The sequence below is a fragment of the Bradyrhizobium sp. genome (genome assembly GCF_027451485.1).
Classification (GTDB): Bacteria; Pseudomonadota; Alphaproteobacteria; order Rhizobiales; family Xanthobacteraceae; genus Bradyrhizobium.
On the sequence record NZ_DAIDJE010000208.1, the window covers coordinates 59,458 to 78,051 of the forward strand.

The 18,594-nt window shown below is 63.3% G+C and carries 15 protein-coding genes; 12 read left to right on the forward strand and 3 right to left on the reverse strand.

The genetic code is table 11. From position 1 onward, the window contains the following. The first annotated feature begins 61 nt into the window (after positions 1 to 61). The 10 genes from NEZ08_RS24560 (at position 62) to NEZ08_RS24605 (ending at position 12,300) form a co-directional block, all read left to right on the forward strand. Positions 62 to 1,615 (forward strand): winged helix-turn-helix domain-containing protein, encoded by a 1,554-nt coding sequence (locus tag NEZ08_RS24560; protein WP_298113013.1) that lies wholly within the window; start codon positions 62 to 64, stop codon positions 1,613 to 1,615. 246 nt (positions 1,616 to 1,861) lie between these two features. Next, on the forward strand, positions 1,862 to 3,865 hold the full coding sequence (locus NEZ08_RS24565; protein WP_298113015.1) for a methyl-accepting chemotaxis protein: 2,004 nt from the start codon (positions 1,862 to 1,864) through the stop codon (positions 3,863 to 3,865). Between the two features lie 711 nt (positions 3,866 to 4,576). Further along, complete coding sequence (locus NEZ08_RS24570) at positions 4,577 to 5,914, forward strand: Rieske 2Fe-2S domain-containing protein (RefSeq protein WP_298113018.1); 1,338 nt, start codon at positions 4,577 to 4,579, stop codon at positions 5,912 to 5,914. A 12-nt stretch (positions 5,915 to 5,926) separates the two neighbouring features. Continuing rightward, a complete protein-coding gene (locus NEZ08_RS24575) occupies positions 5,927 to 6,844 on the forward strand; it encodes a pirin family protein (protein ID WP_298113021.1) in 918 nt (305 codons plus the stop codon). Between the two features lie 51 nt (positions 6,845 to 6,895). Next, a complete protein-coding gene (locus tag NEZ08_RS24580) occupies positions 6,896 to 7,810 on the forward strand; it encodes a phosphoribosylaminoimidazolesuccinocarboxamide synthase (RefSeq protein WP_298113024.1) in 915 nt (304 codons plus the stop codon). Between the two features lie 68 nt (positions 7,811 to 7,878). Next, the gene (locus NEZ08_RS24585; RefSeq protein ID WP_298113185.1) at positions 7,879 to 10,035 is read left to right on the forward strand and encodes a SulP family inorganic anion transporter; all 2,157 of its coding nucleotides are present in this window, start codon (positions 7,879 to 7,881) and stop codon (positions 10,033 to 10,035) included. 117 nt (positions 10,036 to 10,152) lie between these two features. Next, a complete protein-coding gene (locus NEZ08_RS24590) occupies positions 10,153 to 10,791 on the forward strand; it encodes a hypothetical protein (RefSeq protein WP_298113026.1) in 639 nt (212 codons plus the stop codon). 114 nt (positions 10,792 to 10,905) lie between these two features. Next, the gene (locus NEZ08_RS24595; RefSeq protein WP_298113030.1) at positions 10,906 to 11,406 is read left to right on the forward strand and encodes a hypothetical protein; all 501 of its coding nucleotides are present in this window, start codon (positions 10,906 to 10,908) and stop codon (positions 11,404 to 11,406) included. Between the two features lie 5 nt (positions 11,407 to 11,411). Then, the gene (locus NEZ08_RS24600; RefSeq protein WP_298113033.1) at positions 11,412 to 11,732 is read left to right on the forward strand and encodes a hypothetical protein; all 321 of its coding nucleotides are present in this window, start codon (positions 11,412 to 11,414) and stop codon (positions 11,730 to 11,732) included. A 1-nt stretch (position 11,733) separates the two neighbouring features. Beyond that, positions 11,734 to 12,300, forward strand: a complete 567-nt coding sequence (locus NEZ08_RS24605) for a hypothetical protein (RefSeq protein ID WP_298113036.1) — start codon at positions 11,734 to 11,736, stop codon at positions 12,298 to 12,300. A 40-nt stretch (positions 12,301 to 12,340) separates the two neighbouring features. Here the strand turns inward: NEZ08_RS24605 and NEZ08_RS24610 are convergent, their stop codons facing one another. After that, positions 12,341 to 13,837: an NAD-dependent succinate-semialdehyde dehydrogenase gene (locus NEZ08_RS24610; RefSeq protein ID WP_298113038.1), complete on the reverse strand. Its 1,497-nt coding sequence runs from the start codon at positions 13,835 to 13,837 to the stop codon at positions 12,341 to 12,343. A gap of 138 nt (positions 13,838 to 13,975) precedes the next feature. Further along, complete coding sequence (locus NEZ08_RS24615; RefSeq protein ID WP_298113043.1) at positions 13,976 to 14,296, reverse strand: hypothetical protein; 321 nt, start codon at positions 14,294 to 14,296, stop codon at positions 13,976 to 13,978. Between the two features lie 336 nt (positions 14,297 to 14,632). Between NEZ08_RS24615 and NEZ08_RS24620 the strand changes: the two genes are divergently transcribed. Further along, the gene (locus tag NEZ08_RS24620; protein ID WP_298113046.1) at positions 14,633 to 15,826 is read left to right on the forward strand and encodes a serine hydrolase; all 1,194 of its coding nucleotides are present in this window, start codon (positions 14,633 to 14,635) and stop codon (positions 15,824 to 15,826) included. A gap of 53 nt (positions 15,827 to 15,879) precedes the next feature. On the opposite strand, the gene NEZ08_RS24625 is transcribed toward NEZ08_RS24620, so the two are convergent. Beyond that, on the reverse strand, positions 15,880 to 16,881 hold the full coding sequence (locus NEZ08_RS24625; protein ID WP_298113049.1) for an adenosine kinase: 1,002 nt from the start codon (positions 16,879 to 16,881) through the stop codon (positions 15,880 to 15,882). A gap of 102 nt (positions 16,882 to 16,983) precedes the next feature. On the opposite strand from NEZ08_RS24625, the gene murJ reads away from it, so the two are divergent. Next, entirely contained in the window at positions 16,984 to 18,525 is a 1,542-nt protein-coding gene (gene murJ / locus NEZ08_RS24630; RefSeq protein WP_298113051.1) for a murein biosynthesis integral membrane protein MurJ, read from the forward strand. The last annotated feature ends 69 nt before the right edge of the window (positions 18,526 to 18,594 follow it).

Here is an 18,594-nt window from a genome sequence, read left to right on the forward strand (position 1 = left end):
ATGATTTTTGCGGCAGGGCGGACATGCCCGTGTCCCCTGCCAGGTCCGGCGAGAGCGACCATTGCTCTATTGTTTCAGTGACTTCGTGCTCGATACCGGCCGCCGCGAGTTGCGCCGCGGCGGCGACCGGATCCCGCTCGAGCCGCAGGTATTCGATCTGCTGGAATTTCTGATCCGCACCCGCGAACGCGTGGTCAGCCGTGATGAGCTGCTCGATACCATCTGGCATGGCCGCACGGTTTCCGATGCCACGCTTTCGAGCCGGGTCAATGCCGCGCGCAGCGCGATCGGTGACAGTGGCGAGGCGCAGCGGCTGATCCGCACGCTTCCGCGCAAGGGCATCCGCTTCGTCGGCGAGGTGCGCGAGGCGGAGGATCCGGATCGATCGCTGCCGCCGGCTCCGCCTTCAGTGAAGCCGGAACAGCCGTCGATCGCGGTGCTGCCCTTCACCAACATGAGCGGCGATGGTGAGCAGGATTTCTTCGCCGACGGCATGGCCGAAGACATCATCACCGCGCTGTCACGTTGCAGCGGACTGTTCGTGGTCGCCCGCAACTCGTCCTTCATCTACAAGGGCAGGCCGGTCGACATCCGCGAGGTCGGCCGCGAGCTCGGTGTTGACTATGTGCTCGAGGGCAGCGTCCGCCGCGGCGGCAACCGCCTGCGGATCACCGGCCAATTGATCGATGCGGCTTCTGGCCGGCATCTCTGGGCCGACCGCTTCGACGGCGATCTCAGCGACGTCTTCGACCTTCAGGACCGCATCACCGAAAGCGTGGTCGCCGCCATCGAACCGACTGTGCAGTTCGCCGAGATGGCGCGTCAGAAATCAGGCAGACCGGCCCGGCTCGAGGCCTATGACCTTCTGTTGCGCGCCTATCGTTTCGAGCATGAGTTTACAGCCGACAGCACCGCGTCGGCGCTTGCCTGCCTCGACCAGGCGATTGCCATTGATCCGTCCTACGCGCCGGCTGTCGCCATGGCGGCCTATTGCCATGCGCTGCGCCATTTCCAGGGCTGGATCTCGCCCGACCACAGCTACCTGGCCGAGGGCCTTGCGCTGGCGTGGCGGGCGGTCGAGCTTGCGCCCAATGATGCCCAGGTGCTGTGGATGGCCGCATTCGCCATCTGGAACATGTCGGAAGACAAGCGCGACGCCGCGCCGGAACTGTTCGCCCGTTCGCTTTCCGTCAATCCGAACTCCGTCATGGCACTCACGCTCGGCGGCTGGATCGAAATCATGCGCGGCAACCAGGGCTCAGGCCGCACGATGATCGAGCGCGCCCGGCGGCTAAGCCCGCGGGATCCGCGCGGCTGGCTCACCTCCGGCGCCATGGCGATCGCCGCCCTTGCCGACGGCAATTATCCGGATGCGGTGCAATGGGCCGAAAGGGCGCTGACGCAGAACCGCCGGTTTGCCGTCGCCCTGCGTGTCTTGATCGTCGCTTTGGTCAAGCTCGGCCAGAACGGCAAGGCTGCCACCGTCGCGGTGGAGTTGCTTGACGTTGAGCCCGAGCTGACGATCGCAGGCTTCTTCAAGCGCATCCCCTTCCCACGCGAAACGATGGCGGCAAGCTATGCAGAAGCGCTCCGCGCTGCCGGCGTGCCGGAGTGAGCTGCGCGAAGCGACCAGGCGCAGCCGTCGCTGGTTGACGGCCATACTGCATGAGGCAATCGGCGTCCTCTTCGCCCGTCACCAACCAATGCCCGCTGATCAGGCACGACGCGTTGCAAAATTCTTATAGCTCGATTCACCATATCTCAACTTTGGCGATGCAAAGGTTCGCGGCTGACAGCGCTTGCCTCTCAAGGAGATAGGCCGCTGTTCAAACCTTTTTAGCAGCTTTTTAAAGGATGCATCGTGGCGATTTTTAACCTTCGAATCAGCGGCAGGCTTTATCTGGGGTTCGGCATCCTGATCGCCTCGATCGCCTTGCTTGCCGGGATCGGGTTCTGGCAGCTCAGCACCATTCGCGCTTCAGTCGATCTGATGACGCTGCAGTCGAAGGTCTCCGTCCGCGTGGGCGAGATGACGACGCATCTGCAGGCCATTCGCCGCGGCCTTTTGCGCTATTCGTTCGATCAGGACGAGGCCTCGCTCGCGGACGCCGACAAGCGGATGGCCGCGGCCATCGCCTTGCTCGAAGACGCCGCGGCAACAACGCGTATCGAGGAGCGGAAAGCCGAATACAAGCGTGTCATTGGCGATATCAACGAGCTGAAGGCCAATCGCGCTGAACTGGCCGATGCCGTCAAGCAGATGCAGGCTGGACGCGCGTCTCTGTTCACCGACGGCGACAAGATGGCGGAAGACCTCAACAAATTCGTCGCGGCCACCGCCGGAACACCGTTCGCGGTCGAGGCAAATGCGCTGCTGGAGAAGGGCCTGCTCGTGCGCGTCGCCAACTGGCGGATGCTCGCAACCCGCGACCGCAAGGGGATCGAGACGTTTAAGGTCAATCTTGCCAAAGCGCAGCAGGAAGTCGCCCGTATCGAGAAGCTTGAGCTGCCGCAGGGTCTCGCCGCCCAGCTTGCCGCGGTGAAGACTGGCCTGACCAAATATGGCGAGGCTTTCGAGAAGACCGGCCCCAACATCGTTCGGGCCGACGAGCTCTACTACAACGCCATCACGCCGGCGATCGTGGGCGCGATCAAGAGGATGGAAAAGATAAAGTCAGAGACCGACGGGCGCTTGGTCTCAACCGTCGCTGAGACGGACGACCGCATCGACGGCACCATCTCGGCCCAGGAAATCGTTGCCGGCGCCGCCGTATTGTTTGGCTTGCTGATCGCCTTCCTCATCGCGCGCGGCATAATCCGGCCTCTTGCCGGGCTTACTTCAGGTATGAAGGAGCTTGCCGCGGGCAATTTCGACGTGGTTTTGCCGGGACTGGATCGCAAGGACGAGCTCGGCGACATGGCGCATGCTGTTTCCGATTTCAAGCTCAAGGCCGAGCAGAAGGCGCGCGACGAAGCCGAAGCCAAGATCAGGCAGGACGAGGTCGTTGCACGCCAGCGCAGGGAAGACATGCAAAAGCTCGCCAATGGATTTGAGGAGGCTGTCGGCGCAATCGTCCACACGGTTTCGACCGCCTCGAGCGAGCTCGAAACTGCAGCCCGCACCATGACCTCGCAGGCAGAGCACGCCCAGGACCTCGCCACCAGGGTGGCCGGCGCTTCAGAGGAAGCATCCACCAATGTGCAATCCGTCGCCAGCGCCACGGAAGAGCTTTCCTCGTCGATCAGCGAGATCAGTCGGCAGGTGCAGGAATCCACGCGTATGGCCGGCGCCGCCGTCGATCAGGCTCACAATACGACCGCGCGGGTCAGTGAGCTTTCCAAAGCCGCAACCCGTATCGGGGATGTCGTCGAGCTCATCAATACCATTGCCGGGCAGACCAACCTGCTCGCGCTCAACGCCACCATCGAAGCTGCCCGTGCCGGCGAGGCGGGCCGCGGCTTTGCCGTGGTGGCGTCGGAAGTGAAGGCGCTGGCCGAACAGACGTCGAAGGCGACGGGCGAGATCAGCCAGCAGATCAGCGGCATCCAGAGCGCGACGGAGGATTCGGTCGGGGCTATCCGGGAAATCAGCGGCACGATCGAAAAGCTTTCCGAAATTTCCGCGACCATCGCGGCGGCCGTCGAAGAACAGGGAGCGGCGACCCAGGAGATCGCCCGCAACGTGCAGCAGGCGGCGACCGGCACGCAGCACGTCTCTGCCAACATTGCCGACGTCCAGCGCGGCGCCGCCGAAACCGGTTCCGCGTCTTCCCAGGTGCTGTCGGCGGCGCAGACGCTGTCGACGGACTCCGGCCGGCTCCGGTCCGAAGTCTCAAAATTCTTGGCGTCGGTGCGCGCCGCCTGAGGGCCGCGCGCAAGCGCAACTCGTACCCTTCCCGAGCGCCGCGCAGGCGACCGCGCGCGCTGGGCGCACGTGCTCCCGGATCTGCGTAGCGGCATCATATGCCGCAACGCTTCCAAGACACGAGAAAATGCGCTTGACAGCACCTACTCGCCCCGGCCGATTTGCCCGTCGTGTTGAAATGTCGCAGGCACATCGCTTGCGACGACGGGCAAATCACCTTTAGAAGCCCGCCCCGTCCCGCCCCAAACGAGGGGCGTTTCGCGATCGTCACGGACGTTGGGTGCGGGATGCGATGGACGCGATAGCGCAACAGACGAATGCGCTGTCGCGGACGGCAAAGCCATGTGGTCCTGACGCCTCGACGCTGGCGTCAAGCTGCCGATAATGCTCCGCATTGCGGCGGCGACGGTGACAAAAAAGCCCGATCGCCGGGGAGAGCGTGGAATAAGCCGTTAAAACCCTCGCGTGCGGGAATGCCGGCTTGCTCGGCGTAACCGTGGTGACTTGCTTGCGTGCTTTTTTCATTCGCACGCAAGGCTGCGGGTGCGCTTGGCATCCGGCATTCCCGCGCGCCCTCCGATCTTTAAGAGGAGCGCTGGTCTCCCTACAACTCGGGCGCACCGCGCCGCGGGAACGACAAGTTGCGTTGACGGCCCGCTTGCCCTGCGCCAAGCTTGCTCAAAATCAGAACCTTGATCCCGGAGGCGCGCCATGCTCCGTGCGGAGGACAACCGGCTTCTCACCCAAAGCGATGCCGGTACGCCGATGGGGGACCTGCTCCGGCGTTTCTGGCTTCCGGTTCTGCTCTCGAAGGAATTGCCGGAAGCCGACGGGGCGCCAAAGAAGATCGTGGTGATGGGCGAGGAACTGCTCGCCTTCCGCGACTCCAGGGGCGTGGTCGGGGTGATCGATCAATATTGCCCGCATCGCGGCGCCAATCTCTGGCTCGGCCGGGTCGAGGAATGCGGCATCCGCTGCGTCTATCACGGCTGGAAGTTCGACACCGACGGAAGGTGCGTCGACATGCCGACCTCCTATCCCGACCTCAACGCCAAGGACCTGATCCGCATCAAGTCCTATCCGGTGCGCGAATGGGGCGAGATGATCTGGGCCTATATGGGACCGGCGGACGAGGCGCCGGAGCTGCCCGCGCTGGAGATGGCGCTGGTGCCGGCCTCCCACCGCTTTGTCACCAAGAAATGGCAGGACTGCAACTGGGTGCAGGCGCTGGAAGGCTCGATCGATACCGCGCATTTCACCTTTGCGCATCTCGCGTTCGACAAGGACGAAGACGAGATCCTCGACATCAAGAAACATTTCATCAACCCGATCTCGCGCATGAACAGCGGCCACATGCGCTGGATCGCGGAAGACCCCCGGCCGGTCATCAAGATCAACCCGCATGAGGCCGGGCTGACCATTGCCGGCGGCCGCATCGCCGGCGACGACAATATCTACTGGCGGATCGCGCAATTCCTGATGCCGGCTCACACCTATGCGCCGAGCGCGATGCCCGGGGACAGCATCTTCGGCCAGAGTTTTGTGCCGGTGACCGACACCGGTTGCTGGATCTACACCTATGCCTGGAATCCGGATCGTCCACTGACTTCAGCCGAACGCGAGGCTTATTCGCATGGCCACGGCGTGATCGCCGAGGTCGACGAGAATTACGTGCCGCTTCGCAACAAGTCGAACGACTACCTGATCGATCGCAAGCTCCAGAAGACGAAGAGCTATACCGGCATCAAGGGCGTGTCCGAGCAGGACGCGGCGGTGCAGGACAGCCAGGGTCCGATCGCCGACCGCACGCGCGAACACCTCGGCCCCACCGACCTTGGCATCATGCATTTCCGCAAGCTGATCATGGAGAGCGCGCGTGCCCTCCAGCAAGGCACGGCGCCGCCGCACTTAAACCATCAGCAGCGCTATACCGTACGCTCCGGCGGCTGCGTGACGCACAAGGAAAAAGACCTGCCCGAAGTGATGGTCGAGCGCTTCGGCGATCCCAACGGCTATGTCGGACAGCAATACGTCGCCGCGGCGGAATGAACGGAGAAGAAAATGAGCTGGCAACCCTCGAACGATCCGGTCCTCGGCGATCCCCTGTCCTGCGACGCGCTGGAGCTGGTCATCGTGCCGCGCACCCGCGACCTCGGCGATGGCTTTGCCGTCCGGCGCGCGCTGCCGCACGGAAAGCGGCAGATGGTCGGCCCGTTCATTTTCTTCGATCATTTTGGCCCGGTGCAGTTCCTGTCCGGCAAGGGTATGGACGTGCGTCCGCATCCGCACATCGGGCTTGCCACCGTCACATACCTGTTCGACGGGGCCATCATGCACCGCGACAGCGAGGGCAATATTCGTGAAATCCAGCCCGGCGCCATGAACCTGATGACGGCTGGCCGCGGCATCGCCCATTCCGAGCGTACGCCGGACCTTGAGCGCAAGAACGGACAAAAGATGCTGGGCTTGCAAAGCTGGATCGCGCTTCCGGCAGGCAAAGAAGAGATCGCGCCGACCTTCCAGCATTATGCGGCTACCGATCTGCCGACGGTGACCGATCGGGGCATATCGGCAAGGATCATCGCAGGGAGTTCGTTCGGTGCGACTTCGCCGGTCGCGATGGTCTCGCCCTGGTTCTATGTCGAGGTGACGGCCGACGCAGGCGTCAATGTGCCGCTCGATGCCGACCACGAAGAACGGGCGATCTATCTCGTGGATGGTGAGATCGAGATCGCGGGCGACCGTTACGAGGGGCCGCGTCTGCTGGTCTTCCGGCCCGGCGACCGCATCGCTGCCAAGGCCCTCAAACCCGCGCGGATGATGTTTCTCGGTGGAGATGCCCTCGAAGGTCCGCGTCATATCTGGTGGAATTTCGTTTCATCCAGTAAAGAGCGGATCGAGCAAGCCAAGCAGGACTGGAAGTCCGGCCGCTTTGCTCCCGTTCCCAACGAACACGAGTTCATTCCGCTGCCGGAGTGAGACCTTCTCCATCCTGACGCACCGGCGCGTCCTGTTTCGAAAGTGGATTTCATGACCACCATGCTGGCGAGCGACTTGCCTCTTCCGCGGATCGGGCGCGGCAAGGTTCGCGATATCTACAGCGTCGGCGACGACCGCGTGCTGCTGTTGACCACCGACCGCATCTCCGCCTTCGATATCGTGATGGGCGAGACCATTCCGATGAAGGGCGCGGTGCTGACCCAAATCAGCGCCTGGTGGTTCAATCAGCTCGATGTCGTGGTGCCGCACCACATGATCACCGCGGACGCCGATGCGATCGTTGGCGAGGTGCCCGAGCTGAAGGCGCATCGCGATGCATTGGTGGGCCGCGCGATGCTCTGCAAGCGCACCAAGGTGTTTCCGATCGAATGCGTGATCCGCGGCTATCTTTCCGGCTCGGCCTGGAAGGAGTACGCCGCTTCCGGCACGCTGGCTGGCGAGAAACTTCCATCCGGCCTTCTGGAAAGCGGCAAGCTCGAACCCGCGATCTTCAGCCCCGCCACCAAGGCCGAGAGCGGCCACGACGAGAACATCACAATCACCCGGATGCGCGAGATCGTCGGCGATGACGTGGCGCGCCAGCTTGAAAGCATGACGCGCGCGGTGTACGCGCGCGGCGAAAAGATCAGTCGCGAGCACGGCATCATCATCGCCGATACGAAATTCGAATTCGGCCGCGACGCGGATGGCCGCATCATCCTGATCGACGAGGTAATGACGCCGGACAGCTCGCGGTTCTGGGCTGCCGACATTTATCAAGCGGGCCGGCCGCAGCCGAGTTTCGACAAGCAGCCGCTGCGCGACTATCTCGATGGCGAGCGCCGCGCCGGCCGCTGGAATGGCGAAGCGCCGCCGCCGCCCTTGCCGGCCGATGTCGTCGATGCCACGAGCAAGCGTTATCTCGAAGCCTATCGCCGCGTCACCGGACACGATCTCAAATTATAACGCCCGGGGAAAAGGGGCGCGTGAGCATTCAGTCAATCAATGCCCTGCCGAGGCTGTCGCCGCGCGGGATGCTCAAGGATATTCTCGGCGGCAGCGCCGCCAGCGTGCTGACCGTCACCTTCGGACTGTCCTATGCGCTTTTGATTTTTGGCGGGCCTCTGTCGCCGTACCTGTCCTACGGCGTCGCCGCAACGTTCATTTCCTCCGCGATCCTTGCCGCCGTGGTCGCACTGGGGAGTTCGCTGCCCTTCGCTGTTGCAGGACCCGACAGCTCCACCGCGGCCATGACCGGCATTCTCGCCTCTTCCATGGTGGAACGCATTGTCGCCGCCGACCCATCCGCGCCCCTGCTTGCACCCGTCCTGATCACGCTGGCGGTGACGACAGTGATCACGGGGGCCGTGCTGTGCGGCTTCGGCATGACGCGCATGGGCCGCGCGATCCGTTACGTGCCTTATCCGGTGGTCGGCGGCTTTCTTGGTGCAACCGGGTTCCTGATCCTTCTAGGCGCGGTCCGCGTCATTACCGGCCAGCGCCTGCAATTGGCAACGCTGGGCCAGTTCCAGGACATACTCACTTTGTTCAAGCTTGCCGCCGCCTGCATCATGGCACTGGTGCTTTATATGACCTGGCACCGCTCCCGCTCGTCATTCGGACTGCCTGCCATTCTCATCGGCGGCGTTATCGCGGCGCATATTCTGTTCTGGCTGGCAGGCATTTCGCTCGCCGACGCGCAATCTGCCGGCTGGACCTTTCAGCCGCCGCCCCGCATCAGCTTCATGCTGCCCTGGAGCAGCGACGCTCTCCGACACTATCCCTGGCCGATGCTGGCCGATCTTTCCGGCAATCTGGTCGCCGTCATCTTCGTGACCGCCTCGTCCACGCTGTTCAACACCACGGGTATCGAAGTCGCGACGAACCGCGAGGCCAATCTGGAGCGGGAGCTCAATATCACAGGCCTTGCCAACATGCTCAACGGCGCCTTCGGCGGCTATCCCGGCTGCATCTCGATCAGCCGGTCGGTGCTCAACTTCAATTCCGGCGGCACCGGCCCCCTCTCAGGGCTGACGGTTGCGGTGATTTCGCTTTTGATGCTGGCCTTTGCGCCCACCCTGCTCGGCTACATGCCGAAATTCGTGCTCGGCGGCCTCTTGATCTATCTCGGCGCAGACGCGCTCCACAAATGGATCGTGCAGTCGCGGCGGCGGCTTTCCGTCACCGAATATCTGTCGCTGCTCGCCATCATCGTCATCATCGTGCAATGGGGGTTCATTGCCGGCATACTGATCGGCGTCGTCATCGGTTGCGCGACCTTCGCCCTCAGCGCCTCGCGCATCGACTCCATCAAATTTTCCTTCGACGGATCGGAGTATCGCAGTTCGCTCGACCGCTCCCGCGAGCAGCTCGCGGTGCTCGCCGCCCATGGCGGCAGCATCCAGGGCCTGAACCTGCAGAGCTATCTGTTCTTCGGCTCCGCCAATCGCCTCTATCAGCACGTCAAGGCGCTGCTGGCGCGCCATCCGGAGTGCCGCTTTCTGGTGTTCGACTTCAAGCTGGTGACCGGCATCGACTCGTCGGCAGCGTACAGCTTTGCCCAGATCAAGCGCGTAGCACAGGACCGCGGCATCCGCCTGGTGCTGGTGAACATGCAGGCAGCCGCGGAAAAGGCGCTTCGCTCAAGCGAGTTCATTTCCGGCGAAGTCAGCATCATGCCGGAGCTCGATCATGCCCTGGAGTGGTGCGAAAACGAGATCATCGCCCAGCACGAGGGTCACGGCGGCGAGGAAGCCTCATTGCGGGACTGGTTCACCCGTATCCTCGGCACCGAGAAAGATGCGGCGGAATTGATGCATCGCTGCGAGCGGCTGGAGGTTCGCGCCGGAGACATCATCGTACGCGCCGGCGATGCCGCCGATTCCATGCATTTCATCCTCGATGGGCGCGTCGGCGTGATGATCCCGACCGGCGATGGGGGGCTGACGCGGGTGCGAAGCCTCGGCCGCTATACGACCATCGGCGAGATGGGCCTCGTGGCGGGTGCGCCGCGCAATGCCACCATCCAGGCCGAGATCGCCAGCGTTCTCTATGTCCTCAGCCGCCGACAATTCGAGGCGATCAAGACGGAAAGTCCGCTGCTCAGTCAGAAACTGCTGACGTTTTTTGTGCTAGTCATGGCCGAGCGACTGACCTTTGCCAACCGCCTGATCGGTGTGCTCCGGCGGTAGATGCGAGGTCGTGACAGCAATGCCATTGCGGCATGTTGAGCAGGTTATCACGACGGCCTATGATCGCGTCCGCATCCGCGGTCGCCCGTTTAGGCAAAGGAGCGCAATCATGCGTGAATGCTGCTTGGTGCCACACTTGCCGCCACGGCGGCGCTCACTGCCGGCTTCCCCGCTCTCGCGCAGGACGCGAACGATCAAAAGCTCGGCAAGGTGCACTTTGCCACAACCTGCAACGAGGTTGCGCAGCGGCGGTTCGACCGCGCGATGCGCTATCAGCATTCGTTCTGGTATGCCCAGTCGAAGGAGATTTACGAGGGGGCCCTCAAGGCCGATCCCACCTGCGCCATCGCTTATTGGGGCATTGCGCTGTCGCTGCTCGGCAATCCCCACGGCGCCATCCCCGCCCCCAATCTTCCGCTCGGGCTGGTCGCCATCCAGAAGGCCGAAGAGACCGGGGCCAGGAGCGAGCGCGAGCACGACTATATCGATGCGCTCTCGGTTATGTATGTCGACTGCGACAAGATCCCGCAGCAGGCGCGCGTGCAGGCCTATCTGAAGAAGATGGAAGCGCTCGCCGCGAAATATCCCGACGACGACGAAGCGCAGATATTCTACGCCATCACGCTGAACGTGGCGGCCTCTCCGGCCGACAAGACCTACGCCAACCAGCTCAAGGGCGCAGCCATCCTGGGAGCCGATCTGGCAGCGCCAGCCGCAGCATCCCGGCATCGCCCATTATTTGATCCATCTCTATGACTATCCGGCGCTCGCGGCCAAGGGCCTGCCGGCGGCGCTGCGGTATGCCAAGATTGCGCCCAAAGCACCGCACGCCCAGCACATGCCGTCGCACATTTTCACCCGCGTCGGTTATTGGAAGGAATCGATCGCGGCCAATCTCGCTTCGGTGGAAGCCGCCAGGCCGCCGGGGAAACCGGCGAGCAGCTGCATGGCCGGGACTATCTCGTCTACGCGTATCTGCAACTCGCGCAGGACGAAAAGGCGCAGCATGTCATCGACGCCATCGAAGCAGTCACGCCCGATCCGGATTCGTTCGGCGGCGCGTTTTCGCGCGCCGCGGCACCGGCCCGTTATGTGGTCGAACGCGGCGACTGGCGCGGGGCGGCCAGGCTTGACGTCGTTCAGAACAAGTTTCCACAGGTGATGGCGATTTCTCATTTCGCCCGCGCGCTCGGCGCGGCACGCTCAGGCGATGTCGCAGCGGCGCGAGCCGACCTCGCCAAACTCGTCGAAATTCGCGATCGCTTGCGCGAGGCGAAGAACGACTATTGGGCGACACAGGCGGATATCGAACAGCAGATCACGGACGCCTGGATGCTACGCCGAAGGCAGGCAGATACGACGATGCGCTGAAAGCGATGGCTGCGGCCGCAGACGCCGAAGACAAGACCGAAAAAGCGCCGGTCACGCCCGGCCCACTCGCGCCGGCCCGCGAACTTTACGGCTTCATTCTGCTCGACCGCGGCATGGCCAAGGAGGCGCTGGTAGAGTTCGAGGCAACGAAAGCCAAGGAGCCAAACCGCTTCAACGGCTATGCCGGCGCGGCGCAGGCGGCCCAGGCGCTCGGCGACACCACCACGGCCAAGGCGAATTACAAGAAGCTGCTGGCCCTCGCCGCCAACTCCGATTCAGCGCGGCCGGTACTCGCCGTGGCGCGAACCTTTGTCGCGAGCAACTAGGATGCCGAGGAACCGAAGCGCTGCCATTGCCGTGGTGCTGGGCCTGGCGCTCGGAGCCTCCTTTGGCCTGTCGGCGTTCTTCGCCTGGCCGATGCGCCTTCAAAGCCAGGCACTGACGGCGCCCAACCATCCGAAATTTGCCGAGGCGAAATGGCCATTCCCCACCGACGAGTGGGGTGAAGGCAAGGCCTTCCGCTGCGCGGCGGCCGATTGCGGCGTCGAGGTCAATGTCTACATCCGGCCCAAGATCGGCTTCTGCAATTGCCTGACCGGCGTCTCCGATGACAACGAACTCGATTGGCTCAGTGACTTCAATTTGATGGGCGGCAAGCCGGCGGTGCTGGGCGCAGGCCATGAGATCAAGGTCGCCTGGATGAAGGGCCGCAGCCGCGCCTATACGGTGAGCGAGCCCTACCATGCCCCCAGCTCGTGCTCGCCATCGCCTTCAATGACCATTGCGATGCGATTGTGGCGACCGCGACAGTGGCACACGATGCGCCGAAAGAACTTGAGCCCAGCGTCATCGCCTTCCTCAACAGCGAGGTCGTCGTGCACTGGGCCGAAGTGACGTTAGGTCTCTAGACTCGATGATCTGGCGACTGGTCGCGTCAGACGCCCGCCATCATCACATACTTGATTTCGAGATATTCCTCGATGCCGTGGTGAGAGCCCTCGCGGCCGAGACCGGATTCCTTGACGCCGCCGAATGGCGCTACTTCGGTCGTGATCAGGCCGGAGTTGACGCCGACCATCCCCGACTCCAGCGCTTCGGCCACCCGCCACACCCGCCCGAGATCGCGGGCGTAGAAATAGGACGCCAGACCAAATGGCGACTTGTTGCACATCGCAATCACGTCGGCTTCGTCCTTGAAGCGGATCACCGGCGCGACCGGCCCGAACGTTTCTTCGCGCGACACCAGCGCATCCGCCTTCACATCCGAGAGCACGGTCGGCTCAAAGAAGGTACGGCCAAGCGCATGGCGCTTGCCGCCGGTTACGACCTTGGCGCCGCCCTTCACGGCGTCGGCAATATGCCGCTCGACCTTCTCGATTGCTTCCATGTTGATCAGCGGACCCTGGATGACGCCCTGGTCGGTGCCGTCGCCGATCTTCATCGCCGCAACCTTCTTGGACAGCTTCTCGACGAATTGATCGTAGATCTTGTCCTGTGCGTAGATGCGATTGGCGCAGACGCAGGTCTGACCCATGTTGCGGTACTTCGAGACGATCGCACCCTCGACGGCGGCGTCGATATCGGCGTCGTCGAACACGATGAACGGCGCATTGCCGCCAAGCTCGAGCCCGAGCTTCTTCACGCCGACCGAAGCCTGTTTGTAAAGGATCTTGCCGACCTCGGTCGACCCGGTGAAGCCGACAAAGCGCACCGCCGGATGCTCGCACAACACGAGCCCGATCGGCGGCGCGTCGCCGGTGATGACGTTGAAGACGCCCTTGGGCACGCCGGCCCCTTCGGCGAGCGCCACCAGCGCCAGGGCGCTGAGCGGCGTTTCATTGGCCGGCTTGAGCACCACGGTGCAGCCGGCGGCCAGCGCCGGCGAGACTTTGCGGGTGATCATCGAGCTCGGGAAGTTCCACGGCGTGATCGCCCCGCACACGCCGATCGGCTGCTTGATCGCCAGCAGGCGGGCGTCGCTGCGCTGGCTCGGGATGGTCTCGCCATAGATGCGGCGAGCTTCCTCCGCGAAGAACTCGACATAGGCGCCGCCGATATCGACCTCGCCGAGGGCTTCGAACAGCGGCTTACCCTGTTCCGAAGTCAGGATGAGCGCCAGGTCTTCGCGGTTGGCGACGATCAAGTCGAACCATTTGCGCAGAATATTCGAGCGCTGTTTGGCGGTGAGCTTCGCCCAAGCTGGAAACGCCCGCTCGGCGGCTTCGACCGCACGGGTCGCGTCAGCCGCACCCAGTTGGGCGATCCTGGCGATCTCCACGCCGGTGGCGGGATTGGTGACGGGGAATTCGGGTTGCCCGACCCAGGTGCCGTCGATGTAGCACTGCTCGCGCAGCAGCGAGGGGTCCTTCAGGCGGTCTCGCAAGCTTGCGGCAGCGGACTGGGATGTACGTGCAGCGGCGGTCGGGGTCATGGCCTTACTCCCAAGGATTTTCTGGTCCGGCCCCATATAGGCCGGAACCGGCCGCAATGCACGGTCCGCCCGCGCGGCAGCCGCATCAATCCGACGTGCGAAAATCGCAGGGGCGGGAGACGGTCCAGGCGGCCGCAATCAGGCCGCGCCGCTCAGATAGGTTTCACGCCGCCCAATCATGCGCTCGGCTGCCGCCTTGGCATCCGCCTTCGTGGACGTCGCGCAGGTGCGATATTCGAGATCGGGCATCTGGGCCGGCCCGCGGCGGCTGAACCAGGATCTGGCAGCCATCGGCAGCAACGCCAGCGCCTGTGCGACATTGTCGACCGCGCCGAAGGAATGCAGCGCACCGGTCGCCGCAAAACGGACTTCGTAAATGCCCGGCGAGATCGGTGCTTCGAGGTTCTCACCGCGTCCGGCCCGAGGGTACCGTTTCCATTCGCTCCAGGTGGTGATCATCCGACGTCCCTCAATGCCTCGGCAATGCCACACTTTATTTGGTGCAAAGGCGGATCAATTGCAACGCGTACGCTGCATTTTCGCTTTGATGTGAACGCATTACTGAGGATGCGGCAGGGAATTTGTCCCAAAACGATCCGTGCCGCCAATCGAATCTGGCCCAAGATGCGGTCTGATTGGTGGAAAATTGTGGCATCTGTGGCGAGACAAAATGCGCAAGCTGTTGCCTGGTTCCAGCCGTTCACGAGATCGCGACCGGAATGCCGCGCGCTTGCGGCGGCAAATATCGGGGAGGATGATCACGCACTCTAAAAAAATAACCTAGGAGGTAACCCCATGCAAAGCAAAGCCCAGATCGATCATGTTCTGCGTCAGAAGAGCGATGCCTTGGAAATTCCCGGGGTCGTTGCCGTGGCCGCCAGCGGCAGTGAGGTGATTTATCAGGGCGCATTCGGCAAGCGCGACCTGTCCAAACCAGATGCCATGACGACGGACAGCGTGTTCTGGATCGCCTCGATGACCAAGGCGATTACGACTGCGGCGGCGATGCAACTCGTCGAACAGGGCAAGCTGGCGCTGGACGAGCCGGTCGGCAAGCTGTTGCCCGATCTCGCCGCACCGCAGGTGCTCGAAGGATTCGATGCCGACGGCGAGCCACAGCTGCGGCCAGCCAACGGCGCCATCACGCTGCGCCACCTCATGACGCACACCGCGGGCTTTTGCTACGACATGTGGAACGGCGACATGGGGACCTATTTGGCAAAAGCCAATATCCCCGGCATCATCACCTGCCAGCATGCCGCGCTGAAAACCCCGATCGCCTCCGATCCCGGCACCCGCTGGGAATACGGCACCAATATCGATTTTGTCGGCAAGGCGGTGGAAGCGGTCAGCGGCAAAAAGCTCGATGCCTATCTGCGCGACCATCTGTTTGCGCCGCTCGGCATGAACGACACCGGTTTCAAGCTGACGGACTCCATGCGCGAACGGCTGGTCGGCATGCATGCGCGGGACGCCGACGGCTCGCTGTCATCGATCGAGTTCGAGCTCGAGCAGAATCCGGAATTCCACATGGGTGGCGGAGGCCTCTATGGCACCGCCGGCGACTATATCAAGTTCACGCAGATGATCCTCAACAAGGGGCGCGGCAACGGCAATCAAGTACTCAAACCCGAAACCGTCGCCATGATGGGTCAGAACCACATCGGCGACCTTGTCGTGACCAAGATGATTTCGGCGGCGCCGCCATACACCAACGATGTCGATCTCTACCCGGGCATGGTCAAGAAGTGGGGACTTTCCTTCCTGATCACGACCGAGCAGACGCCGGAAGGCCGCAGTCCCGGCAGCCTCGCCTGGGCTGGTCTTGCCAACACCTATTACTGGATCGATCCGGCCCGAGACGTGACCGGCGTGATCCTGATGCAGGTGCTGCCGTTCGCCGATGAAACGTGTCTGGAAGCCTTCGCCGGATTCGAGCGTGGCGTCTATGATGGGCTAGACGCCACGACGGGGCGCAAAGCAGCGTAGCTTCACAGCCGTCGTGCCCGGCCCTAACCGGACATGACGGACTGTCGCGTGGCTTAAACCGGCAATCCGTTTTGCTGCGCCAGTTCCTTCAGTGACACCTGCGGCCGCGCGCCGATGTGCTGGATCACCTCGGCCGCGGCGAGCGCGCCGAGGCGACCGGCATTCTCATGACCCGCGCCGCGCGAGAGGCCGAACAGGAAGCCTGCCGCGAACAGATCGCCCGCCCCCGTCGTATCGACGAGCCGCTCGATCGGAAATGCCGGGACCGCCGTCACGCCGTCCTTTGCAGCGACGACGCAGCCCTTCTCGCTCCGGGTCACCACACCAAGACCGATATCGCCGCGCAATTGCTTGAGTGCGGTGTCGAAATCAGCTGTCTGGTAAAGCGAATGCAGTTCGGCCTCGTTGGCGAAGACGAGATCGACCGTGCCGCTACGCATCAACTCGAGGAATTCGTCGCGATAACGGTCGACGCAAAAAGAATCCGACAAGGTCAGCGCAACCTGACGGCCCGCTTTGTGCGCGATCGTCGCCGCCTTCACAAAGGCTTCCTTGGCGCTTTTGGGGTCCCACAAATAACCCTCGAGATAAAGGATCGCGGATGCCGAGATCTGATCGGCATCGATATCGGCCGGCGTCAGTTCCTGGGCCGCGCCGAGATATGTGTTCATGGTGCGCTCGCCGTCGCCCGTCACCAAAATATAAGAGCAGCCGGTCGCGGGACCGTCAGCCGCCGCCCTGGTTTCGAATGTGACGCCTGCGGCGCGGATGTCATGCGCATAGAGACGTCCGATCTGGTCGTCCTTAACTTTGCCGACGTAGGCGGCGCGGGCCCCGAGGCTGGCGATGCCGACTATGGTGTTGGCCGCCGATCCGCCCGACATCTCGGTTGCCGTTCCCATCTCGCGATAGATCGCCGCCGCGCGCTCCTCGTCGATTAGCGACATGCCGCCCTTGGTCATGCCGTGGCGGATCAAAAAACCCTCGTCGGTCTGCACCAATACGTCGAAAATGGCATTGCCGATCCCGAGCACGTCGTATTTCGCGGGGGTCATGTCGCTGTCCTGATGAGGCGTCCAGTTGATGGGTGTAGCCGCCTATCACGATCGCGGCGCGAGAGGCAAACTCAAATCGACCCTTCTGCTATAGAAGAGCCGATGATTCGCCCGTTTCTCACGGTCTCGATGGGGACGCTGGCCTCGCGGCTGCTCGGCTTTGCGCGCGACGCCATGGTCGCGGCGCTGCTTGGCGCTGGACCTGTGGCCGACGCCTTTCTGCTGGCGTTTCAGCTCGTCAATGTGGTGCGCCGGCTCCTGACCGAAGGCGCTCTGAACAACGCCCTGGTGCCGATCTGGCTCGCCGCAAAGGAGACGAAAGGCACAAACGCAGCCAGCGCCTTTGCCGGCCGGGTGCTGGGCACCATCAGCATGGCGCTGATCGCCGCAACTCTCGCGGCAGGACTGTTGATGCCTCTGATCATCGCGGCGCTGGCGCCAGGCTTTGCCACGACAACCCTGCAGCTCGCCGTGAACGATGCCCGCCTGATGCTGCCGTATCTGGCTTTTGCCGGACCGGCGACGGTGACAATGGCGCTATTGAATGCGCAAGGCCGCTTCGCGCTGACGGCGTTCGCGCCGCTGTTTTTCAATGGCACCCTGATCGCGGTGATGGTCGTCCTTCTCTTCCGGCGATGGGATGAATTTCATGCAGGATTTGGCATCGCCGCTACGGTCGGCGTCGCCGGCCTGATGCAGTTGTTGATCTTGATCTTGCGATCGCGCGGCAGCCATTTCGCGACACCACTGCGCGTCGCCTTCGATTCCGAGATGCGCGGCTTTGTGGCCCGGGCAGTTCCCGGAATGGTGGCCGGCGCCGGACCACAGCTATTGATCGTGGTGGGCGCGATCGTCGCATCGAGCTCATCATCCGCCGTGTCCTGGCTCTATTTTGCCAACCGTCTGATCGAGCTGCCGCTCGGGATCGTGGGCGTTGCCGTCGGCGCCGTGCTGGTGCCCGAACTGGCGCGCACCGTACATGCCGATGATCAAAGCGCAACGATTCACGCCCAATCGCGCGGGCTCGAACTTGCAACCGGGCTGGCCCTTCCGGCCGCGCTTGGACTGATCGCGTTGAGCGAGCCGGTGGTGCGGTTGCTGTTCCAGCACGGCGCATTTGTCGCGAGCGACACCACGGGCACCGCGCAGGCGCTGGCATGGCTTGCGCTCGCACTCCCGGCACAGGTGTTAACCAAGGCGACCTCGCCTGCATTCTTCGCCCGCGGCGATACTGTCACGCCGCTGTGGGCGACACTCAAGGGCCTTGCGGTCACGATCGTTGTCGCCGTCATGCTCGACCGGTCGTTCGGCATCCGCGGCATCTCGGTCGCGATCGCGCTCGGCGCCTGGAGCGGCGCGCTGTCGCTGATCCGGCGAAGTCTCACCACATTCGGTTTCTCGATCGACGCCGCCGCTCGGCACCGTCTGCCGCGGATCGTTGCTGCGGCGCTCGCGATGGGCGGCTTGTTGTGGCTGGCCGTCCCGTTCGTGCTGTCGTCGGCCGATCCATCCGGGCCTCTGCATTTACTCCTGGTGGCCGCGCTCATTGCAGGGGGAATCGCCCTCTACGGCCTGTTCCTTAGCCTGCTTGGCGTTATTGACTGGAATGAAGCGATCCGCGCAGTGCGCCGAACCGGCGTCTGAAAGCTTGCGCAGGGCGGACTTGCATGGCAATGGACGGCGCAAGACGCTGTGACCCGTGTCGGTTGCCGC

Coding starts and splice junctions, on each gene's coding strand:
- NEZ08_RS24580 (WP_298113024.1), top strand. CDS start 6,896: ATGACCACCATGCTGGCGAGCGACTTGCCTCTTCCGCGGATCGGGCGC.
- murJ (WP_298113051.1), top strand. CDS start 16,984: ATGATTCGCCCGTTTCTCACGGTCTCGATGGGGACGCTGGCCTCGCGG.
- NEZ08_RS24575 (WP_298113021.1), top strand. CDS start 5,927: ATGAGCTGGCAACCCTCGAACGATCCGGTCCTCGGCGATCCCCTGTCC.
- NEZ08_RS24610 (WP_298113038.1), bottom strand. CDS start 13,837: ATGACCCCGACCGCCGCTGCACGTACATCCCAGTCCGCTGCCGCAAGC.
- NEZ08_RS24585 (WP_298113185.1), top strand. CDS start 7,879: ATGCTCAAGGATATTCTCGGCGGCAGCGCCGCCAGCGTGCTGACCGTC.
- NEZ08_RS24625 (WP_298113049.1), bottom strand. CDS start 16,881: ATGACCCCCGCGAAATACGACGTGCTCGGGATCGGCAATGCCATTTTC.
- NEZ08_RS24570 (WP_298113018.1), top strand. CDS start 4,577: ATGCTCCGTGCGGAGGACAACCGGCTTCTCACCCAAAGCGATGCCGGT.
- NEZ08_RS24600 (WP_298113033.1), top strand. CDS start 11,412: ATGGCTGCGGCCGCAGACGCCGAAGACAAGACCGAAAAAGCGCCGGTC.
- NEZ08_RS24615 (WP_298113043.1), bottom strand. CDS start 14,296: ATGATCACCACCTGGAGCGAATGGAAACGGTACCCTCGGGCCGGACGC.
- NEZ08_RS24590 (WP_298113026.1), top strand. CDS start 10,153: ATGCTGCTTGGTGCCACACTTGCCGCCACGGCGGCGCTCACTGCCGGC.
- NEZ08_RS24605 (WP_298113036.1), top strand. CDS start 11,734: ATGCCGAGGAACCGAAGCGCTGCCATTGCCGTGGTGCTGGGCCTGGCG.
- NEZ08_RS24620 (WP_298113046.1), top strand. CDS start 14,633: ATGCAAAGCAAAGCCCAGATCGATCATGTTCTGCGTCAGAAGAGCGAT.